This window comes from Bacteroides sp. MSSM.1001136sp1_RTP21357st2_D2_RTP21359_211015 (assembly GCF_040913205.1).
Taxonomy (GTDB): domain Bacteria; phylum Bacteroidota; class Bacteroidia; order Bacteroidales; family Bacteroidaceae; genus Bacteroides; species Bacteroides ovatus.
Map to the genome: position 1 here is coordinate 38,269 of NZ_JBDFVF010000019.1, position 26,996 is coordinate 65,264.

The window sequence follows — 26,996 nt, forward strand, 5'->3', positions numbered from 1 at the left end:
TTCCGTAGGCGAATAGGTAGTAATTGTAAATTGGAATAGTAATTAGAACTTATATAAAAATGGAATTGGATTTCGATAAAATGAACGGACTCGTTCCGGCTATCATACAGGACAACGAGACACGTAAGGTCTTGATGCTGGGTTTCATGAATAAAGAAGCTTATGATAAAACGGTGGAAACCGGAAAAGTTACATTCTTTAGCCGTACGAAGAATCGTTTATGGACAAAAGGCGAAGAAAGCGGTAACTTCCTTCATGTTGTATCTATAAAGGCTGATTGTGACAATGATACATTATTGATTCAAGTAGAACCGGTAGGTCCTGTGTGTCATACAGGCACAGATACTTGTTGGGGGGAGAAAAACGAAGAACCGGTCATGTTCCTGAAAGCATTGCAGGACTTTATAGACAAACGTCACGAAGAAATGCCCGAAGGTTCTTATACAACCAGCCTGTTTGAGTCGGGAATCAATAAGATAGCTCAAAAAGTAGGTGAGGAAGCTGTGGAAACAGTGATCGAAGCAACGAACGGTACTGACGAACGTTTGATCTACGAAGGAGCCGACCTCATTTATCACATGATTGTATTGCTTGCTTCAAAAGGCTATCGCATTGAAGATCTTGCACGTGAACTGCAGGAAAGACATAGCAGTACCTGGAAGAAGCATTAATAAGTAAAGATTAGAAATTAAAAATTAAAACGGGAGTCGGCATGGATGACGGGGCGTTGATACAATATAAGAACGTAGAAATCCATCAACAGGAACTCTGTGTGCTAAGTGATGTAAATCTGGAATTGCACAAAGGAGAGTTTGTCTATTTGATCGGAAAAGTAGGCTCGGGAAAAACGAGTCTGCTCAAGACTCTTTATGGCGAACTGGATGTAATTGACGGTGAAGCGGAAGTGCTGGGCTATAATATGCGATCTATCAAACGTAAGCATATCCCGCAATTGCGCCGCAAGTTAGGCATTGTATTCCAGGATTTTCAGCTGCTCACAGACCGTACTGTATATAATAACCTGGAATTTGTGCTTCGTGCCACAGGCTGGAAAAACAAACAGGAGATACAGGATCGTATTGAAGAAGTGCTTCAACTGGTGGGAATGTCCAACAAAGGTTATAAACTTCCGAACGAACTTTCCGGTGGCGAACAGCAGCGCATTGTGATTGCACGTGCCGTACTCAATTCTCCGGCTATCATCCTGGCGGATGAACCAACCGGAAATCTGGATGTGGAAACAGGTAAAGCCATCGTTGAATTGTTGCACAATATCTGCGAATCCGGCTCATCGGTAGTGATGACGACGCACAATTTGCAACTGTTGAAAGATTATCCGGGCAGGGTATATCGTTGTGCCGACCATCAGATTGTAGATGTGACTGATGAATATATGCCCAGACAGAGAACAATAGAAATAGATTTAAATATAGATAACTAAAACAGTAACGAAAATGAAAGTTTTAAAGTTTGGAGGAACTTCCGTAGGTTCTGCTCAGCGCATGAAGGAAGTAGCCAAATTGATTACCGATGGTGAACAGAAGATTGTTGTTCTTTCTGCTATGTCAGGAACAACAAACACATTGGTGGAAATTTCGGACTATCTGTATAAGAAGAATCCGGAGGGTGCCAACGAGATTATTAATAAGCTGGAAGCAAAATATAAACAGCATATTGATGAGCTTTTTGCAACCCAGGAATATAAACAGAAAGGTCTTGAAGTTGTCAAATCCCACTTCGACTACATCCGCTCCTATACTAAAGACCTTTTCACTTTGTTCGAAGAGAAAGTGGTTTTGGCACAGGGAGAGCTTATCTCTACGGCGATGGTAAACTTTTACCTGCAGGAATGCGGTGTGAAGTCCGTGTTGCTTCCGGCTTTGGAATTCATGCGTACTGATAAGAACGCAGAACCGGACCCCGTATATATTAAGGATAAATTGCGTGCTCAATTGGATCTTTATCCGGATACGGAAATCTACATTACGCAAGGTTTCATCTGCCGCAATGCTTACGGTGAGATAGACAACCTGCAACGTGGTGGTAGCGACTACACCGCTTCTCTGATCGGAGCAGCAGTGAACGCTTCCGAAATCCAGATCTGGACAGATATCGACGGTATGCACAATAACGACCCGCGTATTGTTGACAAGACCGCTCCGGTACGCCAGCTGCACTTCGAAGAAGCAGCCGAGTTGGCTTACTTCGGTGCAAAGATTCTGCACCCTACTTGTATCCAGCCGGCTAAATATGCCAATATCCCTGTCCGCTTGTTGAACACAATGGATCCGGAGGCTCCGGGCACACTGATTTCTAACGATACGGAAAAAGGCAAGATTAAGGCAGTAGCTGCAAAAGATAACATCACTGCTATTAAGATTAAATCCAGCCGCATGTTATTGGCTCATGGTTTCTTGCGTAAGGTGTTCGAAATCTTCGAAAGCTATCAGACATCTATCGATATGATCTGTACGTCAGAAGTCGGTGTATCTGTTACGATAGATAACACGAAACATCTTAATGAGATTCTGGACGACCTGAAGAAATACGGAACAGTAACCGTTGATAAAGAAATGTGTATCATCTGCGTTGTAGGTGACCTTGAATGGGAAAATGTCGGTTTTGAAGCAAAAGCACTCGATGCGATGCGCGATATACCGGTGCGAATGATCTCGTTTGGAGGAAGTAACTATAACATCTCCTTCCTCATTCGGGAGTGTGATAAGAAAGTAGCTTTACAATCGTTGAGCGATATGCTTTTCAACGGCAAATAATTCCACAAATAATACGAGCGCTTTTACCGAACTGATAAAAGCGCTCTTTTTTAACCAACTAAACAAGTTTTTCGAATTATGAAGGGAATATTTCCAATCGATAAATTCCGCACTTTGCAGACACCTTTCTATTATTACGATACCAAAGTGCTGCGCGATACATTGTCGGCTATTAACCATGAGGTTGCCAAATATCCTAATTATTCAGTGCATTACGCTGTTAAAGCAAATGCTAACCCGAAAGTACTTACCATCATCCGTGAGAGCGGAATGGGAGCCGACTGTGTGAGCGGTGGAGAAATTCGTGCCGCTATCCGTGCAGGATTTCCGGCCAATAAAGTTGTTTTTGCAGGAGTAGGTAAAGCAGACTGGGAAATTAACCTCGGGCTGGAGTACGGCATCTTCTGTTTCAATGTAGAGTCTATTCCCGAACTGGAAGTAATCAATGAATTGGCTGCTGCTCAAAATAAGGTGGCTAATGTTGCTTTCCGTATCAATCCGGATGTAGGCGCACATACTCACGCAAATATCACTACCGGTTTGGCAGAAAATAAATTTGGTATCAGCATGCAGGATATGGACAAGGTGATAGATGTGGCGCAGGAGATGAAAAACGTAAAGTTTATCGGGCTTCATTTCCACATTGGTTCACAGATTCTGGATATGGGCGATTTTGTAGCTCTCTGTAATCGTGTCAATGAATTGCAGGATAAATTGGAAGCTCGCAGAATTCTGGTAGAACATATCAATGTAGGAGGTGGTTTGGGAATTGACTACGGACATCCCAACCGTCAGGCTATTCCGAACTTCAAGGATTACTTTGCTACCTATGCCGGACAACTGAAATTACGTCCTTATCAGACCTTGCATTTTGAATTGGGACGTGCAGTTGTAGGACAGTGCGGTTCCTTAATCTCTAAGGTTCTGTATGTAAAACAAGGCACACGGAAGAAATTTGCCATCCTGGATGCAGGTATGACCGATCTTATCCGTCCGGCTCTGTATCAGGCATTCCATAAAATGGAAAATATTACTTCCGAAGAACCATTGGAGGCATACGATGTAGTAGGACCGATCTGTGAATCGTCGGATGTTTTCGGAAAAGCGATTGACCTGAACAAAGTGAAGCGTGGTGACTTGATAGCCCTTCGTTCTGCTGGTGCTTATGGTGAAATAATGGCTTCCGGATACAACTGTCGTGAACTGCCGAAAGGATATACTTCCGACGAACTGGTGTAAGTAAAAAATGAACCACTACAATCAAAATGTGAATGTAGTTTAAAAATATAGGGTGCATGGAACAATTTTAACTGAAAGCTTGTTATTTTTGTAATGAGTTCAAAAAGAAACTACATTAACAACTTAATAAAAAATACGATTATGATTTCAGAAAAATTACAGAATGCAATTAACGAACAGATTACTGCTGAAATGTGGTCTGCTAACCTGTATTTAGCAATGTCTTTCTATTTTGAGAAAGAAGGTTTCAGCGGTTTTGCTCATTGGATGAAAAAGCAATCCCAGGAAGAAATGGGACATGCTTATGCAATGGCAGATTATATCATCAAACGTGGAGGAACTGCTAAAGTGGATAAAATAGATGTTGTTCCTAACGGATGGGGTACACCTCTCGAAGTGTTTGAACACGTTTACAAGCATGAATGTCATGTTTCTCAATTGGTGGACAAGCTGGTAGACGTAGCTGCTGCTGAAAAGGATAAAGCAACACAGGATTTCTTGTGGGGATTTGTTCGCGAACAAGTAGAAGAAGAAGCTACAGCACAAGGCATTGTTGACAAGATCAAGAAAGCTGGTGATACCGGAATTTTCTTTGTAGATTCACAATTGGGACAGCGTTAATGATGCTACTCTGAAAAAATAGTTCTTTATATAGATAGAAGCTGCCTGAATTTCTGTTCAGACAGCTTCTTTTTTTTCACTTATTAGGCTTATATGTTCGAAAATAAACTACCTTTGTATTACGAGTCAGAGAAAAATTAATCCCGATTATTATAAATGAATGGTGTGAATAGAGGAATTTTTAGATTGCTCCCTGTATTTTTATTGCTCTTTTTGGGGGTGAGTAGTTGTTCTCAAAAAGAAGAACGGCGTATTCTGGTTATCCACTCTTATGAGGAGACTTATGCGGCTTATCCGGAATTTAACCGGATGATAGCGGAGCAATTTGAAAAAGAGAAAATTGATGCTGATATTCGTACCGTTTATTTAGACTGTGAATCCTACTGGGAAGAACCGGAACTCGAACGGATGCGCTTTCTGGTTGATTCCGTATCGAGAGACTGGCGGCCGGAAGTGATTCTGGTGAATGAAGACCAGGCTACTTATTCATTGATGAAATGCGGAATTCAGTTGGCGAAAGAAGTGCCTGTGGTTTTTGGTGGTGTCAATTATCCGAATTGGGGATTACTGAAACATCATCCCAACGTGACAGGCTTCCATGACAAGATAGCCTTTAATGAGAATATCAGTGTGGCAAAAGAGCTTTTCGGTGAGCACGTTCGTTTGTTTACCATGCTCGATACTACCTATATCGACAGACAAATCAGAAGAGATGCAAAGGAGCAGTTTAAAGGACATAAAGTGACCGGATTCATAGATAATCCCGAACTTTCTCCTGAAGAACAGATACGTTTGGCACAGGAAGAAGGCTATACCCGTTTCATGGCTATTCCTTTGCGTAATGCCAGAAATCATTCGGATGCTACCTTTATGTGGGTTTTAAACAGGAGTTACCGCGATCAATGTTATATCCAGTTGAAACGTGATTACACCACTATTAATATTGGGAGTATCTGTGGTAGTCCTAGTCTGACAGCTATTAATGAAGCCTTTGGGTTTGGTGAGAAGTTGTTGGGTGGATACATCACTTCGCTGCCTATTCAGGTAGAAGAAGAGGTGAAAACTGCCGTTCGCATATTGCATGGCGCAAGTCCCTCGGATATACCCATTGTTGAAAGCCGGAAAGAGTATGTCGTAGACTGGAATACAATGACGCAAATTGGTTTGAGTAAGGAAAGTATTCCTGCTAACTATCGTATTATCAATATTCCGTTCAGAGATGAATATCCGTTTTTGTGGGGAGCCTTAGTCGCTTCATTTGTTCTTTTCCTGATTTTACTTTTTGCTTCTCTTTGGTGGCTATATCTTCGGGAACAGATGAGGAAAAAACAGGCTCTTATAGCATTGGCTGATGAAAAAGAAACATTGTCATTAGCCATTGAGGGTGGAATGACGTATGCTTGGAGATTGGATAAGGGTTGTTTTGTTTTTGAAGATGCATTCTGGGCGTCGCAAGGGTTAAATCCTAGACAACTTTCGTTTAAGGAATTCATGAGCTTTATTCATCCCGATCATTGGGAGGGAGTGAAGTTCAACTGGCGAAATCTGAAAAGTGCTCATAAAAAAATTGTGCAGGAGCTTTGTAACTTCGACGGTAAAGGCTATCAGTGGTGGGAGTTTCGTTATACTACTAAACAGCTTTCGGGTGGTGAATATAAAACAGCAGGTTTGCTGCTCAACATACAAGATATAAAAGATCGTGAGGAGGAACTGGAAGCTGCACGCTTACTCGCTGAAAAGGCAGAATTGAAACAATCATTCCTGGCAAATATGAGCCATGAGATACGTACTCCACTTAATTCGATTGTTGGCTTTGCCAATATTCTGGCATTGGAAGATGGATTGAGTTCCGTAGAACGCGAAGAATACATCGGCACTATTAATAAGAACAGCGAGTTGCTGCTCAAATTGATTAACGATATTCTGGAGCTTTCTCGTATCGAATCAGGCTATATGTCTTTCTCGTTTAAGAAATGTAGGGTGAGAGAGCTGATTGATGACATTTATATGACTCACCAGGTATTGATTGCTCCACGCCTGGAATTCCTGAAAGAAGTGGATAATATACCTTTGGAAATTAATGTGGATAGAGAGCGCTTGATACAAGTTCTAACAAATTTCTTGAATAACGCCAGTAAATTTACGGAAACCGGATATATCAAATTAGGGTATATTTATCTGCCGGATGAGGGGCATGTGCGGATTTATGTAGAAGATACTGGGAGAGGTATTCCACGCGAAGAACAACGGATGATTTTCAGCCGTTTCTACAAACAGAACGAATTTTCACAGGGAGCAGGATTGGGGCTTTCTATTTGTCAGGTAATTATAGAAAAACTGGGTGGAAGGATTGAACTCAAATCCGAAGTAGGCAAGGGAAGTCGCTTTACGGTCATCCTTCCTTGCCGGGTAGTGTCTTGATAAAACTTAATAGGAGGGATTGTCAACCGTGTTATTTTTTGTTTTTCCCTTTCTCCATCGTTCCCAAGTAAATCTCCAGTGAACGGGTGGAAATCTGTATTTCGCGGAAAGATACGCCTAGAGAGGCTATCAACAGAATCAGTGCCAGTCCGAATACGTAAGCAGAAAATAATTGCAGTCCGATATAAATAAGAAACATACTGACTACGCAAAGAAAAAGACTTGCAATACCCAGTCCTTGCATTGTACGGGTCAGGTTCAACCGTTTCCGTAAATTCTCGATTTGAGCTTCAGTGATATCCGAAGGGTTCTCCACGTAGCGGTCACGCAGTTGGCGCACAAGTTGGGCATACGATAAGAAACGGTTGGTGTAAGCCAATAAAATCAATGAAACTGCCGAGAAAAGTAGGGCAGGAGTAGTGAGGGTCAGTTCTTCCATAATTTATTTTTTATAGTCAAGTAGCGGTTCAAAATTCATTTTATAAAAGAGAATTTAGGCGCAGATTACATAGATTTCACGTATTATACGTTTTCTAGAATGAAGCTTGTTATAAAGCAACTGTGTAAGATACGTGAAATCTGTGTGATCCGTGTAATCCGTGTAATCTGCGCCTAAAATATAGATTCCGCAAGGAAACCTTGCTTCGGAGTTATTCCGCTTTCAATACGTTGAGCTCTTTACCTACCTTGATAAAGGCAGCGATACACTTGTCAAGATGTGCTTTTTCGTGTCCTGCAGAAATCTGTACACGGATGCGGGCCTGATCTTTCGGCACTACCGGATAGTAGAAACCTGTCACATAGATTCCTTCTTCCTGCATGCGTGCAGCGTAAATCTGGGATAACTTCGCATCATACAGCATAACAGCACAGATAGCACTTTGTGTCGGTTTAATATCAAATCCGGCAGCCGTCATCTTATCGCGGAAGTAGTTTACATTTTCAACCAACTTGTCATGCAGTGCATTGCTCTCTTTCAGCATCTTGAAAACTTCAAGACTTGCACCGATGATACCTGGAGCCAATGAGTTGGAGAACAAATACGGGCGACTACGTTGACGGAGCAAATCGATAATCTCTTTACGACCGGTGGTAAATCCTCCCAGTGCACCGCCGAAAGCCTTACCCAACGTTCCGGTATAAATATCTACACGTCCGTGAGTCTTATACAACTCGCTTACGCCATGACCAGTGGTACCTACCACACCGGCAGAGTGGGATTCATCCACCATTACCAACGCATCGTATTTCTCGGCAAGATCACAAATCTGATCCATCGGAGCTACGTTGCCATCCATTGAGAACACACCGTCCGTAACAACAATACGGAAACGTTGTGCCTGCGCTTCTTGCAGACATCTTTCCAAGTCTTTCATGTCAGCATTGGCATAACGGTAACGTTTTGCTTTGCAAAGACGTACCCCGTCAATGATAGAAGCATGGTTTAGCGAGTCCGAGATAATGGCATCCTCTTCAGAGAAAAGTGGTTCGAATACACCGCCGTTAGCGTCAAAGCAGGCAGCATACAGAATCGTGTCTTCAGTCTGGAAATAGTCCGAGACGGCAGCTTCCAGTTCTTTGTGTATATCTTGTGTTCCACAAATGAAACGGACGGATGACATTCCGTATCCACGGTTGTTCATCATTTCCTGCGAAGCCTTGATTAATCGGGGATGATTGGACAATCCTAGATAGTTGTTTGCGCAGAAGTTTAATACTTCCTTACCTTTTACAGTGATGGCAGCTTGCTGCGCACTTTCAATCAGTCGTTCTTCTTTATAAAGTCCGGCTTCCTTAATTTCAGCCAATGTTTGGCGGAGATATTCTTGCATTTTACCGTACATAGTGTTTGGGTGATTAAGTTATATTGCAAAGGACACAATTTTTCTTGGAATAACAATGTCTTTTTGATTAAAATCTGAAAAAAAAGTGCTTACTTTGCGCACTATTTAAGCTTGATATTCTAAGTCAGAAGAAAAAATGGAACACATTTTGATTATTGGAGCTACCGGACAGATAGGGTCGGAGCTGACGATGGAGCTACGTAAACGTTACGGAAATGCAAATGTAGTAGCAGGTTATATTCCGGGTGCAGAACCTAAAGGGGAATTAAAGGAGTCCGGACCGTCGGCTATTGCTGATGTAACGGACGGAGAAGCGATCGCATCTGTAGTAAAAGAGTATCACATCGATACGATTTATAATTTGGCTGCTCTGTTGTCCGTAGTTGCCGAGTCGAAACCCAAGCTGGCCTGGAAAATAGGCATCGATGGATTGTGGAATGTGCTGGAAGTGGCACGTGAACAAGGGTGCGCAGTGTTTACTCCGAGTTCTATCGGTTCGTTTGGCGCTAGTACGCCTCACACGAAAACACCGCAGGACACCATTCAACGTCCCCGTACCATGTATGGAGTCACTAAAGTAACGACAGAGTTATTGAGTGATTACTATTTTAATAAATACGGTGTCGATACCCGTGCTGTCCGTTTTCCGGGCATTATTTCGAATGTGACCCCTCCGGGAGGAGGTACGACCGATTATGCTGTCGATATTTACTACTCGGCAGTGAAAGGAGAAAAGTTTGTGTGCCCCATTAAGCAAGGCACTTTAATGGATATGATGTACATGCCGGATGCGCTGAATGCAGCAATCACACTGATGGAAGCCGATCCGGCAAGATTGATACACCGCAATGCTTTCAATATCGCTTCCATGAGTTTCGATCCGGAAACGATATATCAAGCTATCAAGAAGCATGTGCCGCAGTTTGAGATGATTTATGATATAGATCCTTTGAAGCAGCGCATAGCCGATAGCTGGCCCGATAGTCTGGATGATACCTGTGCTCGTGAAGAGTGGGGATGGAAGCCGGCCTACAATTTGGAAAGCATGACGGTGGATATGCTTGAAAAGTTAAGAGAGAAACTGAAATAATGAAAAAACTAATTGCAGGGGTCATACTGCTCGGTATATTGAGCTCTTGTGGAAACAAGAAAACAAATATTGACCCCTTCGCATCTATTACTAAAGAGGTGGATTCAGTCCGGCAGATAGCCGATTCTAGCCACCATGATAAATCGCCGGAAGATCCGCAGCCTATACAGGCGGATGAATCTTTCGATGATTTTATTTACAATTTTGCTTCCGATGATGTGTTACAGCGTCAGCGTGTGAAATTTCCATTGCCCTACTACAATGGAGATAAGAAGTCAAACATTGAGGAACGCAACTGGAAGCATGATGACTTGTTTACCAAACAGCATTATTATACACTGCTGTTTGATAGAGAAGAAGACATGGATTTAGTAGGAGATACCTCCCTCACTTCTGTGCAGGTAGAGTGGATGTTCGTGAAAACACGAATGGTGAAAAGATACTATTTTGAACGTATCAAAGGTGCATGGATACTGGAGGCAATCAACCTGCGGCCCATTGAACAAAGTGATAATGAAAACTTTGTTGAGTTTTTCGGACATTTTGCAACGGATAGTCTTTTTCAGAGTCAGCGTGTGCGGGAGCCGTTGGCTTTTGTAACCAGTGATCCGGACGATGATTTCTCCATTTTGGAGACAACCCTCGATCTTAATCAGTGGTTCGCCTTCAAACCGGTACTTCCTGTCGACCGCCTTTCTAATATTAATTACGGACAGCGGAATGACGATGATTCGCCCACGAAAATCCTGGCGTTGAAAGGTATCGGAAATGGTTTTTCCAATATCCTTTATTTCCGCCGGAAAGCCGGAGAATGGGAATTGTATAAGTTTGAAGATACAAGTATCTGATACAGGTTAAGATGCACTATAACAGTATAACTTATAACTAAAAATATATGTATTCTCTTTTGCCCTACAATACATTCGGCATCGATGTCAGTGCCGCTCGTTTTTTAGAATATTCTTCGGTTGAAGAACTGAAGAAGCTGATTGTGCAAGGTGCCATTGTGACACCTTTTTTGCATATTGGTGGCGGCAGTAACCTGCTGTTTACCAAAGATTACGACGGGTTGATACTCCATTCCCGCATTGAAGGAATCGAAGTGACGGAGGAAGATGAACACTCTGTGTCGGTACGAGTGGGAGCGGGAGTAGTATGGGATGACTTCGTTGCATATTGCGTAGAACATGGATGGTATGGAACGGAGAACCTGTCGCTCATCCCCGGTGAGGTCGGAGCGAGCGCGGTACAGAACATCGGAGCTTATGGCGTTGAAGTGAAAGATCTGATAACAGCTGTGGAAACGGTGAACATTCAAGCTGAAGAACGCGTTTATTCGGTGGAAGAGTGTGGATATACCTACCGCAACAGTATCTTTAAACGCCCGGAAAACAAGTCGGCTTTTGTCACCTATGTCCGTTTCCGACTTAGTAAAAAAGAACATTATACGTTAGATTATGGAACCATTCGTCAGGAGCTTGAAAAATATCCGGCATTGACGCTTTCTGTTGTACGGAAAGTGATAATTGATATTCGTGAGAGCAAGTTGCCCGACCCGAAGGTAATGGGAAATGCCGGCAGCTTCTTTATGAATCCCATTGTGCCGAAAGAAAAACTGGAAGCCCTGCAGCAGGAATATCCCCGGATACCTTACTATGAGCTGGCAGAAGATCGGGTGAAAATTCCGGCAGGATGGATGATCGACCAATGCGGCTGGAAAGGTAAGGCCTTAGGTCCGGCTGCCGTACATGATAAACAAGCGCTGGTGTTAGTGAATCTTGGTGGAGCAAAAGGTAGCGATATTCTTGCGCTTTCAGATGCAGTCCGAGCCTCTGTTCATGAGAAGTTTGGCATTGATATCCACCCGGAAGTTAACTTAATAAATTGAGAAGTAACAAGTGAAAGTAAGAATCATTGGAAGTGGAACATCGACGGGAGTACCCCAAATCGGCTGTACATGTCCGGTTTGTACTTCTACCGATCCGAAAGATAACCGATTGCGTGCATCTGCTATTGTTGAGACAGATGATGCGCGAATTTTGATAGATTGCGGTCCGGATTTCCGGACACAGGTATTGCGTCTTCCTTTTGAGAAGATAGATGGTGTGCTCATTACGCATGAACATTATGACCATGTGGGTGGGTTGGACGATTTGCGTCCGTTTTGCCGGTTTGGTTCAGTGCCTATTTATGCGGAAAATTATGTGGCACAAGGCTTGCGCTTGCGTATGCCCTATTGTTTTGTTGACCATCGTTATCCGGGAGTTCCCGACATTCCTTTGCAGGAAATCTCGGTGGGACAGGCTTTTTCAGTTAACCACACGGAGGTGCTTCCTTTACGTGTGATGCATGGCCGATTGCCTATTCTGGGATATCGTATCGGGCAATTAGGTTATATCACTGATATGCTGACCATGCCCGAAGAATCCTATGAACAATTGGCGGGAATAGATGTTTTGGTAGTGAATGCACTTCGGATTGCCACGCATCCTACTCATCAGAATTTGGAAGAAGCCTTGGCAGTGGCGCAGCGCATTCAGGCAAAGAAGACGTACTTTATACACATGAGTCATGATATGGGCTTGCATGCGGAGGTTGAAAAGAGCCTTCCGGAAAATATTCACCTGGCATTCGACGGATTGGATATCTATCTTTGATTATCGGTGAAATTTTTAGCAAAAGTTTTGTTTTCTTTGTAGAAATTATTATTTTTGCACCTAGCCGATAAACAGCGAATATTATGAAACTTCGTACGATAGTGAAAATAGCGATCACGTCTTCTGTTGTACTTTTGTGCTCAGGTTTCGCATTGTACTCTTTTTTTAGACTGTCGGCGGCCGAAGGGCAGAAAGATTTTGATCTTTATGAACTGGTTCCATCCACCACTTCAGCCGTATTTGTTACCGATGATGTGCTCGAGTTTGTAGCGGAGGTCGATGATCTGACTTGTAGTAAAAATCAGCAATATCTTTATGTATCCAAACTTTTTTCTTATCTGAAACAAAGCCTTTATGCCCTCTCGGAAGATACTCCCCATGGCTTGAGTCGGCAAATGAATCAGATGCTGATTAGTTTCCACGAACCGGATAACGAACGGAACCAGGTACTTTATTGCAGATTGGGAAATGGAGATAAGGAATTGGTAAACAGGTTTGTGCGTAAATATATATCTTCGCTTTATCCACCGAAAACGTTTGTTTACAAAGGAGAGGAAATAATCATTTACCCGATGGCAGATGGTGATTTTCTAGCCTGCTATCTGACGTCTGATTTTATGGCGTTAAGTTTTCAGAAAAAACTGATTGAAAACGTTATTGATGCATATAAGAGTGACAAATCATTGGCGGATGATCCGACCTTTACAGGAGTGCGTGCTCCGAAAAAAAGTGTAGCGGCCGCCACAATCTATGCCCGAATGAAAGGGATGATGGGATGGACGGAATTTGACATGAAGATGAAAGATGATTTTATCTATTTCTCCGGCATCACACATGATGCAGACACTTGCTTTGCATTTATAAACCAACTTCGCCAGCAGCAATCAGTCAAAGGCTTCCCGGGTGAAGCACTACCCTCCACTGCTTTCTATTTTAGCAGACAGGGGATTACGGACTGGGCGTCTTTGCTTTCTTATGGAAATGCGCAGGAGCAGAACGGGGCAGTCCGCACGAGTGAAGTGCAGAATAGAGATAAGGAATTTTCCCGCTATCTGATGGAAAATGCCGGGCAAGACCTGGTTGTCTGTCTCTTCCAGCGTGAAGATACGTTGCAGGATGCAGCGGCAGTCTTGAGCCTGTCTGTGGCAGATGTGACGGAAGCTGAAAGGATGCTTCGTGCCTTTGTCAATACTGCTCCGGCAGATGAAGGAAGAAAAACTCCCCGTATTACTTTTTGTTATACTGTAAATAAGGCATACTTGGTCTATCGGTTGCCTCAAACAACATTGTTTAAACAACTGACCAGTTTTGTTGAACTGACTTTGGATGTGTATGCAGCATTTTATGGCGGACGTTTGTTACTCGCTCCGGATGAGGATAGCCTGTCGCATTATATTCGCCAACTGGATAAAGGGGAAGTGCTTAATGGGGCAATGGCTTATCAGACGGGTATGGATCACCTGTCTGATTCATATCATTTTATGCTGATGGCGGATTTCGATCACGTGTTCCGGCAATCGGAAAATCACGTCCGTTTCGTACCGGATTTCTTCCTGCGCAATGCAGACTTTTTCCGTAATTTTACACTCTTTGTCCAGTTTGCCTGTACCGATGGAGTAGTATATCCCAATATTGTTTTGAAATATAAATCAGAATAAAAATCGTGGTTTATATACAATCATTCTATAAAAAAACTCCCGACAGATTAAATTCTATCGGGAGTTTTTTTATGCTTATTCGTCCGACGAATGACTTTCGGTTTAGAATGGCAGATCGTCTTTTGCGTCGCCCGGAGTAAATTCCGGCATTGCCGACGGAGCTGCGGGAGGAACGGAACCGCCTGTAGCCATTGGGGCACCTACGCTGACACGTTCTACTTTCCATGCACGGATTCTGTTGAACCAGCGGTCTTGCCATTGGTTAGAATCGATGTCGAATGAAACAGTCAGTTCTTCGCCCATTTGAATGTTGAACTGATCTATTTTATCTGCCCCAAATACTTCGAAGCACATTTTGCGTGGATATTGGTCGTGACTTTCGATAACAAACTCTTGCGCTTTCCACTCGTTGCCGGTAGCTTTTGAAACTCCTCCTTTGGGCTGGAGGATAGCGATGATTTTTCCTGTAAATTCCATTGCGATAATTTTAAATTCTGGGGCGAAGTTACAATTTTTTAGTAATATCCCTCACACAATGCCTGTTTTTTTCTTTTGTTTTATTGGGCAGCCCAAATCTTTTTTCGTAACTTTGTGCGATAGAACATTTAAAACTTAAATACACGAAAATATATGAAATTTATCGTTTCAAGTACTGCTCTTTCCAGCCATTTACAGGCCATCAGCCGTGTGATTAATTCAAAAAATGCGCTGCCAATTCTCGATTGTTTCCTCTTCGAATTGGAAGACGGAACATTGTCTGTGACTGTATCCGACAGTGAAACAACGATGGTGACTACCGTAGAAGTGAATGAAAGCGATACAAACGGGCGTTTTGCCGTAGTAGCGAAAACATTGCTTGATGCACTGAAAGAAATCCCGGAACAACCACTTACATTTGAAATCAATCCGGATAATTATGAAATAACAGTGCAGTACCAGAACGGAAAATACAGCCTGATGGGGCAGAATGCGGATGAATTCCCGCAATCGGCTACACTGGGTGATAATGCAGTCCGTGTAGAAATGGAGGCTAGTGTACTTTTGGGAGGTATCAACCGTTCGGTGTTTGCTACTGCCGATGACGAACTTCGTCCGGTGATGAACGGTATTTATTTCGATATTACCACAGAAGACATCACAATGGTTGCTTCAGACGGTCATAAACTGGTGCGTTGCAAGACATTGGCAGCCAAAGGTAACGAGCGTGCAGCCTTCATCCTTCCAAAGAAACCGGCTACTTTGCTTAAGAATCTTTTGCCGAAAGAACAAGGCACAGTGACGATCGAATTCGATGAACGTAATGCTGTATTCATGCTCGAAAGCTACCGGATGGTTTGCCGCCTGATTGAAGGACGTTACCCGAACTACAACTCGGTAATTCCGCAGAACAACCCGCACAAAGTGACCGTAGACCGTCAACAGTTGGTAGGAGCTTTGCGTCGTGTGTCTATTTTCTCATCGCAGGCAAGCAGTTTGATTAAACTCCGTATGCAGGAAAACCAGATTGTGATTTCCGCACAAGATATTGACTTCTCTACTTCTGCCGAAGAAACACAAGTTTGCCAGTATGCAGGTGCAGCAATGAGCATCGGTTTCAAATCGACATTCCTCATCGATATCCTGAACAATATTTCAGCAGACGAAGTAGTCATCGAACTCGCAGATCCTTCACGTGCCGGAGTAATCATCCCGGTAGAGCAGGAAGAAAACGAAGACCTGCTGATGCTGCTGATGCCGATGATGCTAAATGATTAATAGTAATCACCGCAAAATAACACAGAGTTCCACAGAGTGTTTTATGTATTTATTGCTCTGTAGAACTCTGTGTTACTCTGTGGTGGAAAAAATAATTAGAAATGAAATTAAACCTGAAAAATCCCATTGTTTTTTTTGATTTAGAAACAACCGGAACCAATATCAACACAGACCGAATTGTTGAAATCTGCTATCTGAAAGTATATCCGAATGGAAATGAAGAAGCAAAAACATTACGTATCAATCCTGAAATGCATATCCCGGAAGCATCTTCTGCTATACATGGCATTTATGATGCCGACGTAGTCGATTGCCCTACTTTCAAAGAAGTGGCGAAAAACATAGCCAGGGACATTGAAGGTTGCGATTTGGCAGGATTTAATTCCAATCGTTTTGATATTCCTGTCCTTGCTGAAGAGTTCCTTCGCGCCGGAGTGGACATTGATATGACGAAACGCAAATTTGTAGACGTACAGGTGATCTTCCACAAAATGGAACAACGCACCTTGTCTGCTGCCTATAAATTCTATTGCGACAAGAATCTGGAAGATGCACACACTGCCGAAGCAGATACACGGGCCACTTACGAAGTGCTGAAAGCACAGCTCGACCGTTACTCCGATCTTCAGAATGATATTGCGTTCCTGGCAGATTATTCAAGTTTCAGCAAGAATGTAGACTTTGCCGGACGCATGGTGTACGATGATAATGGGGTGGAAGTGTTCAACTTCGGAAAATATAAAGGAATGTCTGTAGCCGAGGTTTTGAAGAAAGATCCCGGATATTACAGTTGGATTTTGAATAGTGATTTCACGTTGAACACTAAGGCGGCATTGACAAAAATCCGTTTGCGTGAAATGAGTAATTTGATTACAAAATAATGCTAAAAGGAAAAAAAATAATTCTTGGAATTACCGGCAGTATTGCCGCGTACAAGGCGTGCTATATCATTCGTGGACTGATAAAACAGGGAGCGGAAGTGCAAGTCGTAATTACTCCGGCGGGAAAAGAATTTATTACTCCCATCACTCTTTCGGCTTTGACCAGCAAACCAGTCATTAGTGAGTTTTTTGCCCAGCGTGACGGAACGTGGAATAGCCACGTCGATCTCGGATTGTGGGCGGATGCTGTATTGATTGCACCTGCCACTGCCTCTACTATCGGTAAAATGGCCAATGGAATAGCCGACAATATGCTCATAACAACTTATCTTTCGGCAAAAGCTCCCGTGTTTGTTGCTCCGGCAATGGATCTCGATATGTTTGCCCATCCCGCCACCCAGAAAAATCTGGATATACTGCGTTCCTACGGTAATCACATTATCGAGCCGGGAACAGGAGAATTAGCCAGCCACTTGGTAGGAAAGGGACGTATGGAAGAGCCGGAAAACATCATCCGGGTATTGGATGAATTCTTCGCTTCGAGTGATGAACTATCCGGAAAGAAAGTGATGATTACAGCCGGACCTACTTACGAAAAAATTGACCCGGTGCGTTTCATAGGCAATTATTCTTCCGGAAAGATGGGATTTGCGTTGGCAGAAGAATGTGCCCGTCGCGGAGCGCAGGTGACATTGATAACAGGTCCTGTGCAGCTCAAAACGAAACATTCCCGTATCCGGCGTGTAGATGTGGAATCAGCAGAAGAAATGTATGCGGCTTCACAGATCTATTTTCCAGATGCTGATGCAGGTATTCTTTGTGCGGCAGTAGCCGACTACCGTCCGGAAACAGTGGCCGACAAGAAGATTAAGCGGGAGAAAGAAGAGGAACTAACCCTCCATCTTCAGGCAACACAAGACATCGCTGCCAATTTAGGAGCACTGAAAGGGAAAAATCAGTTATTGGTTGGCTTTGCCCTCGAAACCAATAATGAGCAGCAGAATGCCGAAGGAAAGCTCGAACGCAAAAACTTCGACTTTATTGTGCTCAATTCGTTGAATGATGCTGGAGCCGGTTTTCGCCATGATACCAATAAAATAAGTATCATTGACAGGAAAGGTCGTACAGACTATCCTCTGAAGCCGAAGACGGAAGTAGCCCAAGACATCATCGACCGTCTGGTAGCCACCCTGTCTCCCGGTTTTTAATTTTTAATCTTTAATTAAAATAGAAGGTGTTACGTTCACTATACATTCAGAATTACGCATTGATAGAAAAACTGGATATCAGTTTTGAAACAGGCTTTTCCGTTATAACAGGTGAAACGGGAGCCGGAAAATCAATTATTCTGGGAGCTATCGGACTCCTGTTAGGACAGCGTGCCGATGTGAAAGCGATTCGCCACGGAGCTTCCAAATGTATCATAGAGGCACGTTTCGATATATCTGCCTATGGTATGCGTCCGTTTTTCGAAGAAAACGAGTTGGAATATGATGAAGAGTGCATTTTGCGTCGTGAAGTGCAGTCTTCCGGTAAGAGCCGGGCATTCATCAACGATACTCCTGCTTCGTTGGCACAAGTGAAAGAGCTGGGCGAACAGCTGATAGATGTACATTCGCAACATCAGAATCTGCTGCTTAATAAAGAAGGATTTCAGTTGAATGTGCTTGATATTCTGGCGCATAATGACGCTGCATTGGCGAAATATCATCTGTGTTATGACGAATGGAAACAGACAGATCGCGAACTCGCTGAATTAGTGTCACTGGCAGAGAAAAGTCGCTCCGATGAAGATTATATCCGCTTCCAACTCGAACAGCTCGAAGAAGCCTGTTTGGTGGAAGGCGAACAGGAAGAACTGGAGCAGGAAGCTGAAACATTAAGTCATGCAGAAGAGATAAAAGCCGGACTTTACCGGGTGGAGCAGTCGTTTGCTTCGGATGAAGGTGGCTTGCTTTCTTATCTGAAAGACAGTCTGAATACACTGAATAATCTGCAAAGAGTATATCAGCCGGCCAAGGAACTTACCGAACGTATGGAGAGCGCTTATATCGAACTGAAAGATATTTCGCACGAAGTCTCTTTACAAAGTGACTCCGTTGAATTCAATCCGGTTCGTCTGGACGAAGTGAATGAACGGTTGAATCTGATTTATTCCTTACAGCAGAAACATCGGGTACAAACCCTTGATGAATTGATAGCGCTAACGGATGAATACCGCAGCAAATTGTCGGACATCACTTCCTATGATGAGCGTATCGCCGAACTGACTGCTCGCAAAGAGGAACAATATAAACAAGTGAAACAACAGGCAGAAGTGCTGACCAAAGCCCGTACGAAAGCTGCTCGTGAAGTAGAAAAACAGCTGGCTGCCCGGTTGATTCCATTAGGAATGCCGAATGTTCGTTTCCAGATAGAAATGGGACTGAAGAAAGAGCCGGGATTGCAAGGAGAGGATACAGTCAACTTCCTGTTTTCCGCCAATAAGAACGGTACCTTGCAGAATATCTCTTCCGTAGCTTCAGGAGGCGAAATTGCCCGTGTCATGCTTTCTATCAAGGCAATGATTGCCGGAGCCGTCAAGCTGCCGACTATCGTATTTGATGAAATAGATACTGGAGTCTCCGGTGAAATAGCCGACCGTATGGCGGACATGATGCAGGAGATGGGCGATCGCAACCGTCAGGTAATCAGTATCACCCACCTGCCGCAGATTGCTGCCCGTGGGCGTGCTCATTATAAGGTATACAAGAAAGATAGCGATACGGAAACCAACAGCCATATCCGCCGTCTCACTGACGAAGAACGGGTAGAGGAAATAGCTCACATGCTTAGTGGTGCCACTCTGACCGAAGCTGCCCTTAGCAATGCCAAATCCCTGCTTGCCCGCAACTGATAAATAGTGAATAGTAAATAGTAAATAGTAAAATAGAAAATCAACCAGATGTTAGATAAAAGTGAAATGATTTTCGGCGTTCGTGCCGTGATAGAAGCCCTTCAGGCTGGAAAAGAGATAGATAAGATCCTCGTGAAGAAAGATATTCAAAGTGATCTTTCCAAGGAGCTTTTTGCAGCTTTGAAAGGTACGCTGATACCTGTTCAGCGTGTTCCGGTAGAGCGTATCAACCGTATTACCCGGAAAAATCATCAGGGAGTGATCGCCTTCATTTCTTCTGTGACTTATCAGAAAGCGGAGGATCTTGTTCCTTTCTTGTTTGAGCAAGGAAAAAATCCGTTTTTTGTTATGCTCGACGGAGTGACTGATGTACGCAATTTCGGGGCGATTGCACGTACCTGCGAATGTGCAGCTGTCGATGCTGTGATTATTCCTGTCCGGGGTAGTGCGTCGGTCAATGCTGATGCCGTGAAAACATCGGCAGGAGCACTACATACTCTTCCGGTATGCCGTGAACAGAACCTTCGTTCGACTCTGCAATATCTGAAAGACAGTGGTTTCCGCATTGTGGCTGCTACCGAAAAAGGAGATTATGACTATACCAAGGCCGATTATACAGGTCCCCTCTGCATCATAATGGGAGCGGAGGATACAGGAGTTTCTTATGAAAACCTTGCCCTCTGTGATGAATGGGTGAAAATTCCGATGCTGGGCACTATCGAATCCTTGAATGTCTCTGTAGCTGCCGGTATCTTGATTTACGAAGCTGTGAAACAAAGAAACAATGACTGATATGAAGAAGATTTTAATTCTACCTTTGCTGCTTTTCTTTCTGGTACAAGGAAGCATGGCACAAACCCCAAAATGGGTAGAGAAGGCAAAACGTGCAGTCTTCTCAATAGTGACTTATGACAAGAATGATAAAATGCTGAATACGGGAAACGGATTCTTTGTGTCCGAAGACGGATTGGCTTTATCAGATTATACTCTTTTTAAAGGAGCTGAACGTGCGGTAGTGATTACTTCCGAAGGCAAGCAGATGCCGGTCAGCCTGATACTTGGAGCGAATGATATGTATGATGTCATTAAGTTCCGTGTGGCTATCACCGAGAAGAAAGTGCCTGCGCTGATTGTTGCCAAAACAGCCCCGGTGGCAGGAGCCGAAGCATGGATGCTTCCTTATTCTACGCAGAAAAGTATTGCTTGTGTTAATGGTAAGGTGAAAGATGTTTCCAAAGTAGCCGGAGAATACCATTATTATACATTGAGCATGCATATGAAAGATAAGATGGTGAGCTGTCCGGTGATGAATGCGGAAGGTCAGGTATTTGGTATTGCGCAGAAATCATCCGGTATCGATACGGTGACTACTTGCTATGCGGCGGGAGCAGCTTTTGCCATGTCGCAGAAAATCAGTGCTCTTTCTTTGGGAGACGCTGCCTTGAAAAGCATTGGTATCCGGAAAGGTTTGCCCGAAACGGAAGATCAGGCATTAGTATATCTGTTCATGGCCTCTTCGAGCCTTTCGGGCGAGGACTATGAAAAGCTGTTGGATGACTTCATCCGTCAGTTCCCTGCCAATGCAGATGGTTATCTCCGTCGTGCCAATTATTATGCATCTAAAGGTAAAGACGACCAGACTTGGTATGATAAAGCCGTTGCCGACTTTAATCAGGCTCTGAAAGTAGCCCAGAAGAAAGATGATGTATATTATAATATAGGTAAGCTAATGTATGCTTATCAATTATCGAAGCCGGAGAAAACTTACAAAGACTGGACGTATGATACCGCTTTGAAGAATGTCCGTCAGGCAATCGCTATTGATCCGCTGCCAATTTACACTCAAATGGAAGGTGATATACTGTTTGCCCAACAAGACTATGCCGGTGCTTTGGCTGCTTATGAAAAGGTAAATGCCAGCAATATTGCTTCTCCGGCCACTTTCTTTAGTGCTGCCAAAACGAAGGAACTGCTGAAAGGGGATCCGAAAGAAGTGGTGGCCTTAATGGATAGCTGTATTGCCCGTTGCCCGCAACCAATTACAGCCGACTTTGCTCCATACTTGTTGGAACGTGCGCAGATGAATATGAATGCCGACCAGGCAAGAAATGCAATGCTCGATTATGATGCTTACCATACGGCAGTCAAGGGAGAAGTGAACGACGTGTTCTATTATTATCGCGAACAGGCAGCTTTGAAAGCCCGTCAGTTTCAACGCGCTTTAGACGATATTGCCAAGGCCATCGAGATGAATCCGACAGACCTCACCTATCAGGCAGAGCATGCAGTTATAAACCTCCGTGTAGGACGGTATGAAGAAGCTATTCAGATTTTGAATAATATATTGAAGACTGATCCCAAATATGGTGAGGCTTACCGTTTATTGGGACTTTGCCAGATACAGCTGAAGAAGACAGATGAAGCTTGCGGCAACTTTAAGAAAGCGAAAGAATTGGGTGATCCGAATGCAGATGAATTGATAACCAAATACTGCAAGTAAAAAGATCATCTTCTTGAAGATAAAAAAAATGAATCCCTGCCAACTCGAAAATTGGCAGGGATTCCTCGTTTTTGGGGACGTTGTATAAAAAACTCTCTCTCTTTTTATTTTTCCCCACTTCACTTGTTAAGCTCAGGTTGTAGGTTTTAATGATATATGGTTTGATTTCTCTTTTTTTCCTCTTTTATAAGTTAAATGCACGGTTATTGAAAATACTGCATGGCTTCACTTATTTTTTTTAGAAATAATTCGAAATTCTATCTAAAACAGTAAGTAAATTTAAAATTGTGGTTCATTTTATCTATAATCTTACTATATTCCGCACGTTTTTAATAACACGTATGAGATAAGTTATAATTTATGGAAAAAAATCGATTTACTATTTGTGCAAACAATTACATCGATTGTTTGCGACAAGAGGGTCGTTATTCTACGGCCCATGTGTATAAACACGCTATTCGTTCTTTTTCGCAGTTTTGTGGAACTCAATCCATCACGTTTAGTAAGATAAACCGTGAAACTCTAAAGAGGTATAGCAACTATCTGATGGCTTCCCGTTTGAAGCCCAATACGATTTCTACGTATATGCGTATGTTGCGTAGTATCTACAATCGTGGTGTCGATATGCATCAGGCTCCTTATGTACATGGTTTGTTCCGGGATGTTTTTACCGGGGTGGACACACGTCAGAAGAAAGCTATCCCGATCGGCGAACTTCACATGCTATTAAACAAAGATCCTCAATCGGAAAAGCTTCGTCGGACGCAGGCCATTGCCAATCTGTTATTTCAGTTTTGTGGAATGCCTTTTTCTGATTTAGCCCATTTGGAAAAGTCTAATCTGGAACGGGGGCTTTTGAAGTATAATCGTACCAAGACCGGTACTCCTATGAGCATAGAAGTACTGGAGTCAGCGCAGAATGCAATTGGGGGATTGTATAATAAATCTGACGCCCGGAGTTCTGGCTATCCAGATTATCTTTTCCGGATATTAAGCGGAGCGTACAAGCGGAATGAAGAAGGAGCCTATCGTGAGTATCAGTCAGCTTTGAGACGTTTTAATAATGAGTTGAAAAGCCTGTCCAGAAAATTAAGGCTACATTCGCCCGTCACGTCGTATACGCTTCGTCATTCTTGGGCTACGACTGCTAAGTACAGAGGTGTACCTATCGAAATGATTAGCGAATCACTGGGACACAAATCTATTAAAACAACACAGATATATTTAAAGGGTTTTGAATTGGAAGAAAGAACAAAAGTAAATAAATTGAATTATTCTTACGTTTGCAATTTCAAAACGCTCTGATTGATATTATTAAAGCATTATGGATTAGGGACTTGATGCTGGTGTTACTTCTTAGGTAACGGAATTATATTCGCTACAAAGATAGGTAAAAATATTAATAGCAAACAAACAATAAACTTCTTTTTTTCCTTTTTCTCTAAAATATGCAACATGAATCTATCTGAACATGAAGGATAACATCTTCATGCTCAAAGGCTTTTTATTACCTAAATTCAAGAATGTTTTATATTGAATGTTAGGTGCCCACTTTTATATTCCCTCATAATCGATTTTTTTCCTTTTTTCACAGCGATGTGTATTCTATATGTGTGTTGTCCGTTACCTAAGAAGTAACGGATGAACATGGGGTAAAAAAATATGATTTTAACGAAACCGAAATCAGTAAATGCCGGGCCTAGTAGTGGGACAGGGGAAGGCGTAGCACACTCAAAACGCTGGTATGTAGCACTCGTTCGAATGCACCACGAGAAGAAAGTTGCCGAGCGTTTATCTAAGATGGGAATTGATTCTTTTGTTCCCGTTCAGCAGCAAATTCATCAATGGAGTGACCGTCGTAAGATGGTTGATACAGTCTTACTCCCAATGATGGTTTTTGTACATGTCAATCCAAAAGAACGTATGGAAGTCCTTTCATTTTCTACGGTCAGCCGTTATATGGTGATGCGTGGAGAGAGCACTCCTGCCGTTATTCCTGACGAGCAGATGGCCCGTTTCCGTTTCATGCTCGATTATTCCGAAGAAGCAGTCTGTATGAATGATACTCCACTAGCGCGTGGTGAGAAAGTTCGTGTCATAAAAGGTCCTTTGAGTGGACTTGTTGGCGAACTTGTGACTGTAGGCGGGAAGAGTAAGATTGCCGTTCGTTTAAATATGCTTGGCTGTGCTTGTGTAGATATGCCAATCGGTTATGTAGAATCCACAAAAATCACCAATGACAACACGAAGAAAATTTAACGTATTTCTATTCATTCTGTTGCTGGGAGTTTTTTCTCCTTTAATGGCTCAAAGCATGAGCGACTCCCAAGTTCTTGAATATGTAAAGGATGGCATCCGCCAGGGTAAAGAACAGAAACAACTAGCTTCTGAACTGGCACGTAGAGGTGTGACCAAAGAACAGGCAACTCGTGTGAAGCAACTATATGAACAACAAAACAATGTTAATGCTTCCAATGCAACGGGTACCGATGTCAATGAATCACGCCTTCGTGAGGAAATGAAAGAAAACACTTCCGATATGCTGGAAGACCATCCGAGCACTCAAGACCTCGCACGTGGCAATCAGGTTTTCGGACGAAATATTTTCAACACCCGTAACCTGACTTTTGAACCGAGCGTCAACATCGCCACTCCTTTAAATTATCGTCTTGGTCCCGGTGATGAAGTGATTATCGACATCTGGGGAGCCAGCCAGAACACTATCCGCCAACATATTTCTCCTGACGGCACGATCAACATTCAGAAAATTGGTCCTGTCAACCTGAACGGACTAACTATTGCTGAAGCCAATGACTATCTCAAAAAGACATTAAACAAGATATATAATGGTCTTAATAATGCGAATGATCCCACCTCTGACATCCGTCTGACTTTGGGCAGCATACGTACTATCCAGATCAATGTAATGGGTGAGGTTGTCCAACCGGGTACTTACTCCCTCTCTTCTTTTGCCACAGTTTTCCATGCACTTTACCGTGCGGGTGGAGTCAGTGACATAGGAAGCCTTCGCAATGTCCAGCTGGTACGTAACGGCAAAAATATCGCCACGATCGATGTCTACCAATTTATCATGAAAGGAAACATTCAGGATGACATCCGGCTTCAGGAAGGGGATGTAGTAATAGTCCCCGCCTATGACGTATTGGTTAAGATCGACGGAAAAGTGAAACGCCCAATGCGTTTCGAAATGAAAAAGGATGAAAGCCTATCCACTCTTATCAGCTATGCCGGTGGCTTTGAAGCTGACGCCTATACCCGTTCCTTACGTGTCGTACGCCAGAATGGACAGGAATATGAAGTAAACACAGTCAAAGACCTTGACTATAGTGTCTATAAAATGCGAAACGGTGATGTTGTGACCGCCGAAGCCATCCTTAACCGCTTCATCAACAAACTTGAAATCCGTGGAGCCGTTTATCGTCCCGGCATCTACCAGTTGAATGGAAAACTGAATACAGTCCGTGAACTGGTAAACGAAGCTCAAGGCCTGACCGGTGATGCCTTCTTGAACCGTGCCGTTCTCTACCGCCAGCGTGAGGACTTGACTACCGAAGTTGTTCCAGTAGACATTAAAGCTATCATGGACGGTACTTCCCAAAACATCATCCTGATGAAAAACGATATCCTTTATATTCCTAGTATTCATGACCTGGAAGACAGAGGCAACGTCGTAATCCATGGTGAAGTAGCCAAACCTGATTCTTATCCTTATGCGGATAACATGACCCTTGAAGACTTGATCATTCAAGCAGGTGGATTGCGTGAAGCCGCTTCTGTAGTCCGTGTAGATGTATCCCGTAGGATTAAGAATCCTCGTAGTACAGTGGATAACGATACTATCGGTCAGATATATACATTCTCCCTAAAAGAAGGTTTTATTGTAGATGGAACTCCCGGCTTTGTCCTTCAACCTTATGATGAAGTTTATGTACGTCGTAGTCCGGGTTATCAGGCTCAACAGAATGTGATTGTTGAAGGTGAAATTCTGTTCGGAGGCTCTTATGCAATGACCAGTCGTGAAGAACGTCTTTCGGACTTGATCAATAAAGCTGGAGGTGCAACGAATTATGCCTACTTACGTGGTGCCAAATTGACTCGTGTCGCCAATGCAAGTGAAAAGAAACGCATGGGTGATGTGATCCGCTTGATGAGCAGACAGTTGGGTGAGGTTATGATGGATTCTTTGGGGGTTCGTGTAGAAGACCATTTTACAGTCGGCATTGATTTGGAAAAGGCACTTGCGAATCCTGGAAGTACAGCAGATATTGTCTTGCGTGAAGGTGATGTAATTTCTATTCCGAAAAACAATAATACGGTTACAATCAATGGCGCTGTGATGGTTCCGAATACGGTTTCTTATATGGAAGGAAAGAATATAGATTATTACCTGAATCAAGCAGGAGGTTATTCTGAAAATGCGAAGAAGAGTAAGAAATTCATCGTTTATATGAATGGTCAGGTAACTAAAGTGAAAGGTAGTGGTAAGAAGCAAATTGAACCGGGTTGCGAGATAATTATACCAAGTAAAGCTAAGAAGAAGACTAATATGGGTAATATTCTAGGTTACGCTACTACATTCAGCACATTAGGAGTGATGGTTGCTTCTATAGCTAATTTAATAAAAAAATAACGAATACTT

Annotated in this window: 23 protein-coding genes; 20 read left to right on the forward strand and 3 right to left on the reverse strand. The window is 43.0% G+C overall.

What is annotated here, in order from left to right; all coding sequences use genetic code 11:
• Window positions 1-59 precede the first annotated feature (59 nt).
• From hisIE to AB5217_RS13380, 6 genes are all read left to right on the forward strand, one after another.
• Window positions 60-671, forward strand: a complete 612-nt coding sequence (gene hisIE, locus AB5217_RS13355; protein ID WP_004297045.1) for a bifunctional phosphoribosyl-AMP cyclohydrolase/phosphoribosyl-ATP diphosphatase HisIE — start codon at window positions 60-62, stop codon at window positions 669-671.
• Window positions 672-712: 41 nt separating this feature from the next.
• Complete coding sequence (locus AB5217_RS13360; RefSeq protein ID WP_004304028.1) at window positions 713-1,441, forward strand: cell division ATP-binding protein FtsE; 729 nt, start codon at window positions 713-715, stop codon at window positions 1,439-1,441.
• A 13-nt stretch (window positions 1,442-1,454) separates the two neighbouring features.
• Window positions 1,455-2,774 (forward strand): aspartate kinase, encoded by a 1,320-nt coding sequence (locus AB5217_RS13365; protein ID WP_004304027.1) that lies wholly within the window; start codon window positions 1,455-1,457, stop codon window positions 2,772-2,774.
• A 78-nt stretch (window positions 2,775-2,852) separates the two neighbouring features.
• Complete coding sequence (gene lysA, locus AB5217_RS13370) at window positions 2,853-4,013, forward strand: diaminopimelate decarboxylase (RefSeq protein ID WP_004304026.1); 1,161 nt, start codon at window positions 2,853-2,855, stop codon at window positions 4,011-4,013.
• Between the two features lie 141 nt (window positions 4,014-4,154).
• The gene (locus tag AB5217_RS13375; protein ID WP_004304025.1) at window positions 4,155-4,634 is read left to right on the forward strand and encodes a ferritin; all 480 of its coding nucleotides are present in this window, start codon (window positions 4,155-4,157) and stop codon (window positions 4,632-4,634) included.
• Window positions 4,635-4,790: 156 nt separating this feature from the next.
• Entirely contained in the window at window positions 4,791-7,055 is a 2,265-nt protein-coding gene (locus tag AB5217_RS13380; RefSeq protein WP_074638459.1) for a sensor histidine kinase, read from the forward strand.
• Between the two features lie 31 nt (window positions 7,056-7,086).
• On the opposite strand, the gene AB5217_RS13385 is transcribed toward AB5217_RS13380, so the two are convergent.
• Window positions 7,087-7,494 carry a DUF2721 domain-containing protein gene (locus AB5217_RS13385; protein WP_004304023.1) on the reverse strand — a complete coding sequence of 136 codons (408 nt, stop codon included), beginning with the start codon at window positions 7,492-7,494 and terminating at the stop codon, window positions 7,087-7,089.
• A gap of 211 nt (window positions 7,495-7,705) precedes the next feature.
• Window positions 7,706-8,899, reverse strand: coding sequence for a glycine C-acetyltransferase (gene kbl, locus AB5217_RS13390; protein ID WP_149952523.1), 1,194 nt, complete (start codon window positions 8,897-8,899; stop codon window positions 7,706-7,708).
• A 136-nt stretch (window positions 8,900-9,035) separates the two neighbouring features.
• Between kbl and AB5217_RS13395 the strand changes: the two genes are divergently transcribed.
• The 5 genes from AB5217_RS13395 (at window position 9,036) to AB5217_RS13415 (ending at window position 14,304) form a co-directional block, all read left to right on the forward strand.
• Complete coding sequence (locus AB5217_RS13395; protein ID WP_004311497.1) at window positions 9,036-9,989, forward strand: NAD-dependent epimerase/dehydratase family protein; 954 nt, start codon at window positions 9,036-9,038, stop codon at window positions 9,987-9,989.
• Window positions 9,989-10,837 (forward strand): DUF4348 domain-containing protein, encoded by an 849-nt coding sequence (locus AB5217_RS13400; RefSeq protein WP_004297036.1) that lies wholly within the window; start codon window positions 9,989-9,991, stop codon window positions 10,835-10,837. Before AB5217_RS13395 ends, AB5217_RS13400 begins: the two co-directional genes overlap by 1 nt.
• A gap of 47 nt (window positions 10,838-10,884) precedes the next feature.
• The gene (murB, locus tag AB5217_RS13405) at window positions 10,885-11,877 is read left to right on the forward strand and encodes a UDP-N-acetylmuramate dehydrogenase (RefSeq protein WP_004297035.1); all 993 of its coding nucleotides are present in this window, start codon (window positions 10,885-10,887) and stop codon (window positions 11,875-11,877) included.
• Window positions 11,878-11,887: 10 nt separating this feature from the next.
• On the forward strand, window positions 11,888-12,646 hold the full coding sequence (locus AB5217_RS13410) for an MBL fold metallo-hydrolase (protein WP_004311496.1): 759 nt from the start codon (window positions 11,888-11,890) through the stop codon (window positions 12,644-12,646).
• An 83-nt stretch (window positions 12,647-12,729) separates the two neighbouring features.
• The gene (locus tag AB5217_RS13415) at window positions 12,730-14,304 is read left to right on the forward strand and encodes a DUF3352 domain-containing protein (RefSeq protein ID WP_004297032.1); all 1,575 of its coding nucleotides are present in this window, start codon (window positions 12,730-12,732) and stop codon (window positions 14,302-14,304) included.
• Window positions 14,305-14,406: 102 nt separating this feature from the next.
• Here AB5217_RS13415 and AB5217_RS13420 read toward each other — a convergent pair whose 3' ends face one another.
• A complete protein-coding gene (locus AB5217_RS13420; protein WP_004297031.1) occupies window positions 14,407-14,781 on the reverse strand; it encodes a DUF3127 domain-containing protein in 375 nt (124 codons plus the stop codon).
• A 153-nt stretch (window positions 14,782-14,934) separates the two neighbouring features.
• Here AB5217_RS13420 and dnaN point away from each other — a divergent pair, with 153 nt between their 5' ends.
• The 9 genes from dnaN (at window position 14,935) to AB5217_RS13465 (ending at window position 26,987) form a co-directional block, all read left to right on the forward strand.
• Window positions 14,935-16,059, forward strand: a complete 1,125-nt coding sequence (gene dnaN / locus AB5217_RS13425; RefSeq protein ID WP_004297029.1) for a DNA polymerase III subunit beta — start codon at window positions 14,935-14,937, stop codon at window positions 16,057-16,059.
• A gap of 101 nt (window positions 16,060-16,160) precedes the next feature.
• Complete coding sequence (locus AB5217_RS13430) at window positions 16,161-16,940, forward strand: 3'-5' exonuclease (protein WP_004297028.1); 780 nt, start codon at window positions 16,161-16,163, stop codon at window positions 16,938-16,940.
• Complete coding sequence (gene coaBC / locus AB5217_RS13435) at window positions 16,940-18,148, forward strand: bifunctional phosphopantothenoylcysteine decarboxylase/phosphopantothenate--cysteine ligase CoaBC (RefSeq protein WP_004297027.1); 1,209 nt, start codon at window positions 16,940-16,942, stop codon at window positions 18,146-18,148. Before AB5217_RS13430 ends, coaBC begins: the two co-directional genes overlap by 1 nt.
• Window positions 18,149-18,174: 26 nt before the next feature.
• On the forward strand, window positions 18,175-19,836 hold the full coding sequence (recN, locus tag AB5217_RS13440) for a DNA repair protein RecN (protein WP_004297026.1): 1,662 nt from the start codon (window positions 18,175-18,177) through the stop codon (window positions 19,834-19,836).
• 48 nt (window positions 19,837-19,884) lie between these two features.
• Window positions 19,885-20,628: a 23S rRNA (guanosine(2251)-2'-O)-methyltransferase RlmB gene (gene rlmB / locus AB5217_RS13445; RefSeq protein ID WP_004297025.1), complete on the forward strand. Its 744-nt coding sequence runs from the start codon at window positions 19,885-19,887 to the stop codon at window positions 20,626-20,628.
• Between the two features lies 1 nt (window position 20,629).
• Entirely contained in the window at window positions 20,630-22,336 is a 1,707-nt protein-coding gene (locus tag AB5217_RS13450; protein ID WP_009000042.1) for a serine protease, read from the forward strand.
• A gap of 360 nt (window positions 22,337-22,696) precedes the next feature.
• Window positions 22,697-23,641, forward strand: a complete 945-nt coding sequence (locus AB5217_RS13455) for a tyrosine-type recombinase/integrase (protein ID WP_052587871.1) — start codon at window positions 22,697-22,699, stop codon at window positions 23,639-23,641.
• A 357-nt stretch (window positions 23,642-23,998) separates the two neighbouring features.
• Window positions 23,999-24,595 carry a UpxY family transcription antiterminator gene (locus AB5217_RS13460; RefSeq protein WP_004297022.1) on the forward strand — a complete coding sequence of 199 codons (597 nt, stop codon included), beginning with the start codon at window positions 23,999-24,001 and terminating at the stop codon, window positions 24,593-24,595.
• The gene (locus AB5217_RS13465) at window positions 24,573-26,987 is read left to right on the forward strand and encodes an SLBB domain-containing protein (RefSeq protein WP_004297021.1); all 2,415 of its coding nucleotides are present in this window, start codon (window positions 24,573-24,575) and stop codon (window positions 26,985-26,987) included. The genes AB5217_RS13460 and AB5217_RS13465 overlap by 23 nt, the downstream gene beginning before the upstream one ends.
• The last annotated feature ends 9 nt before the right edge of the window (window positions 26,988-26,996 follow it).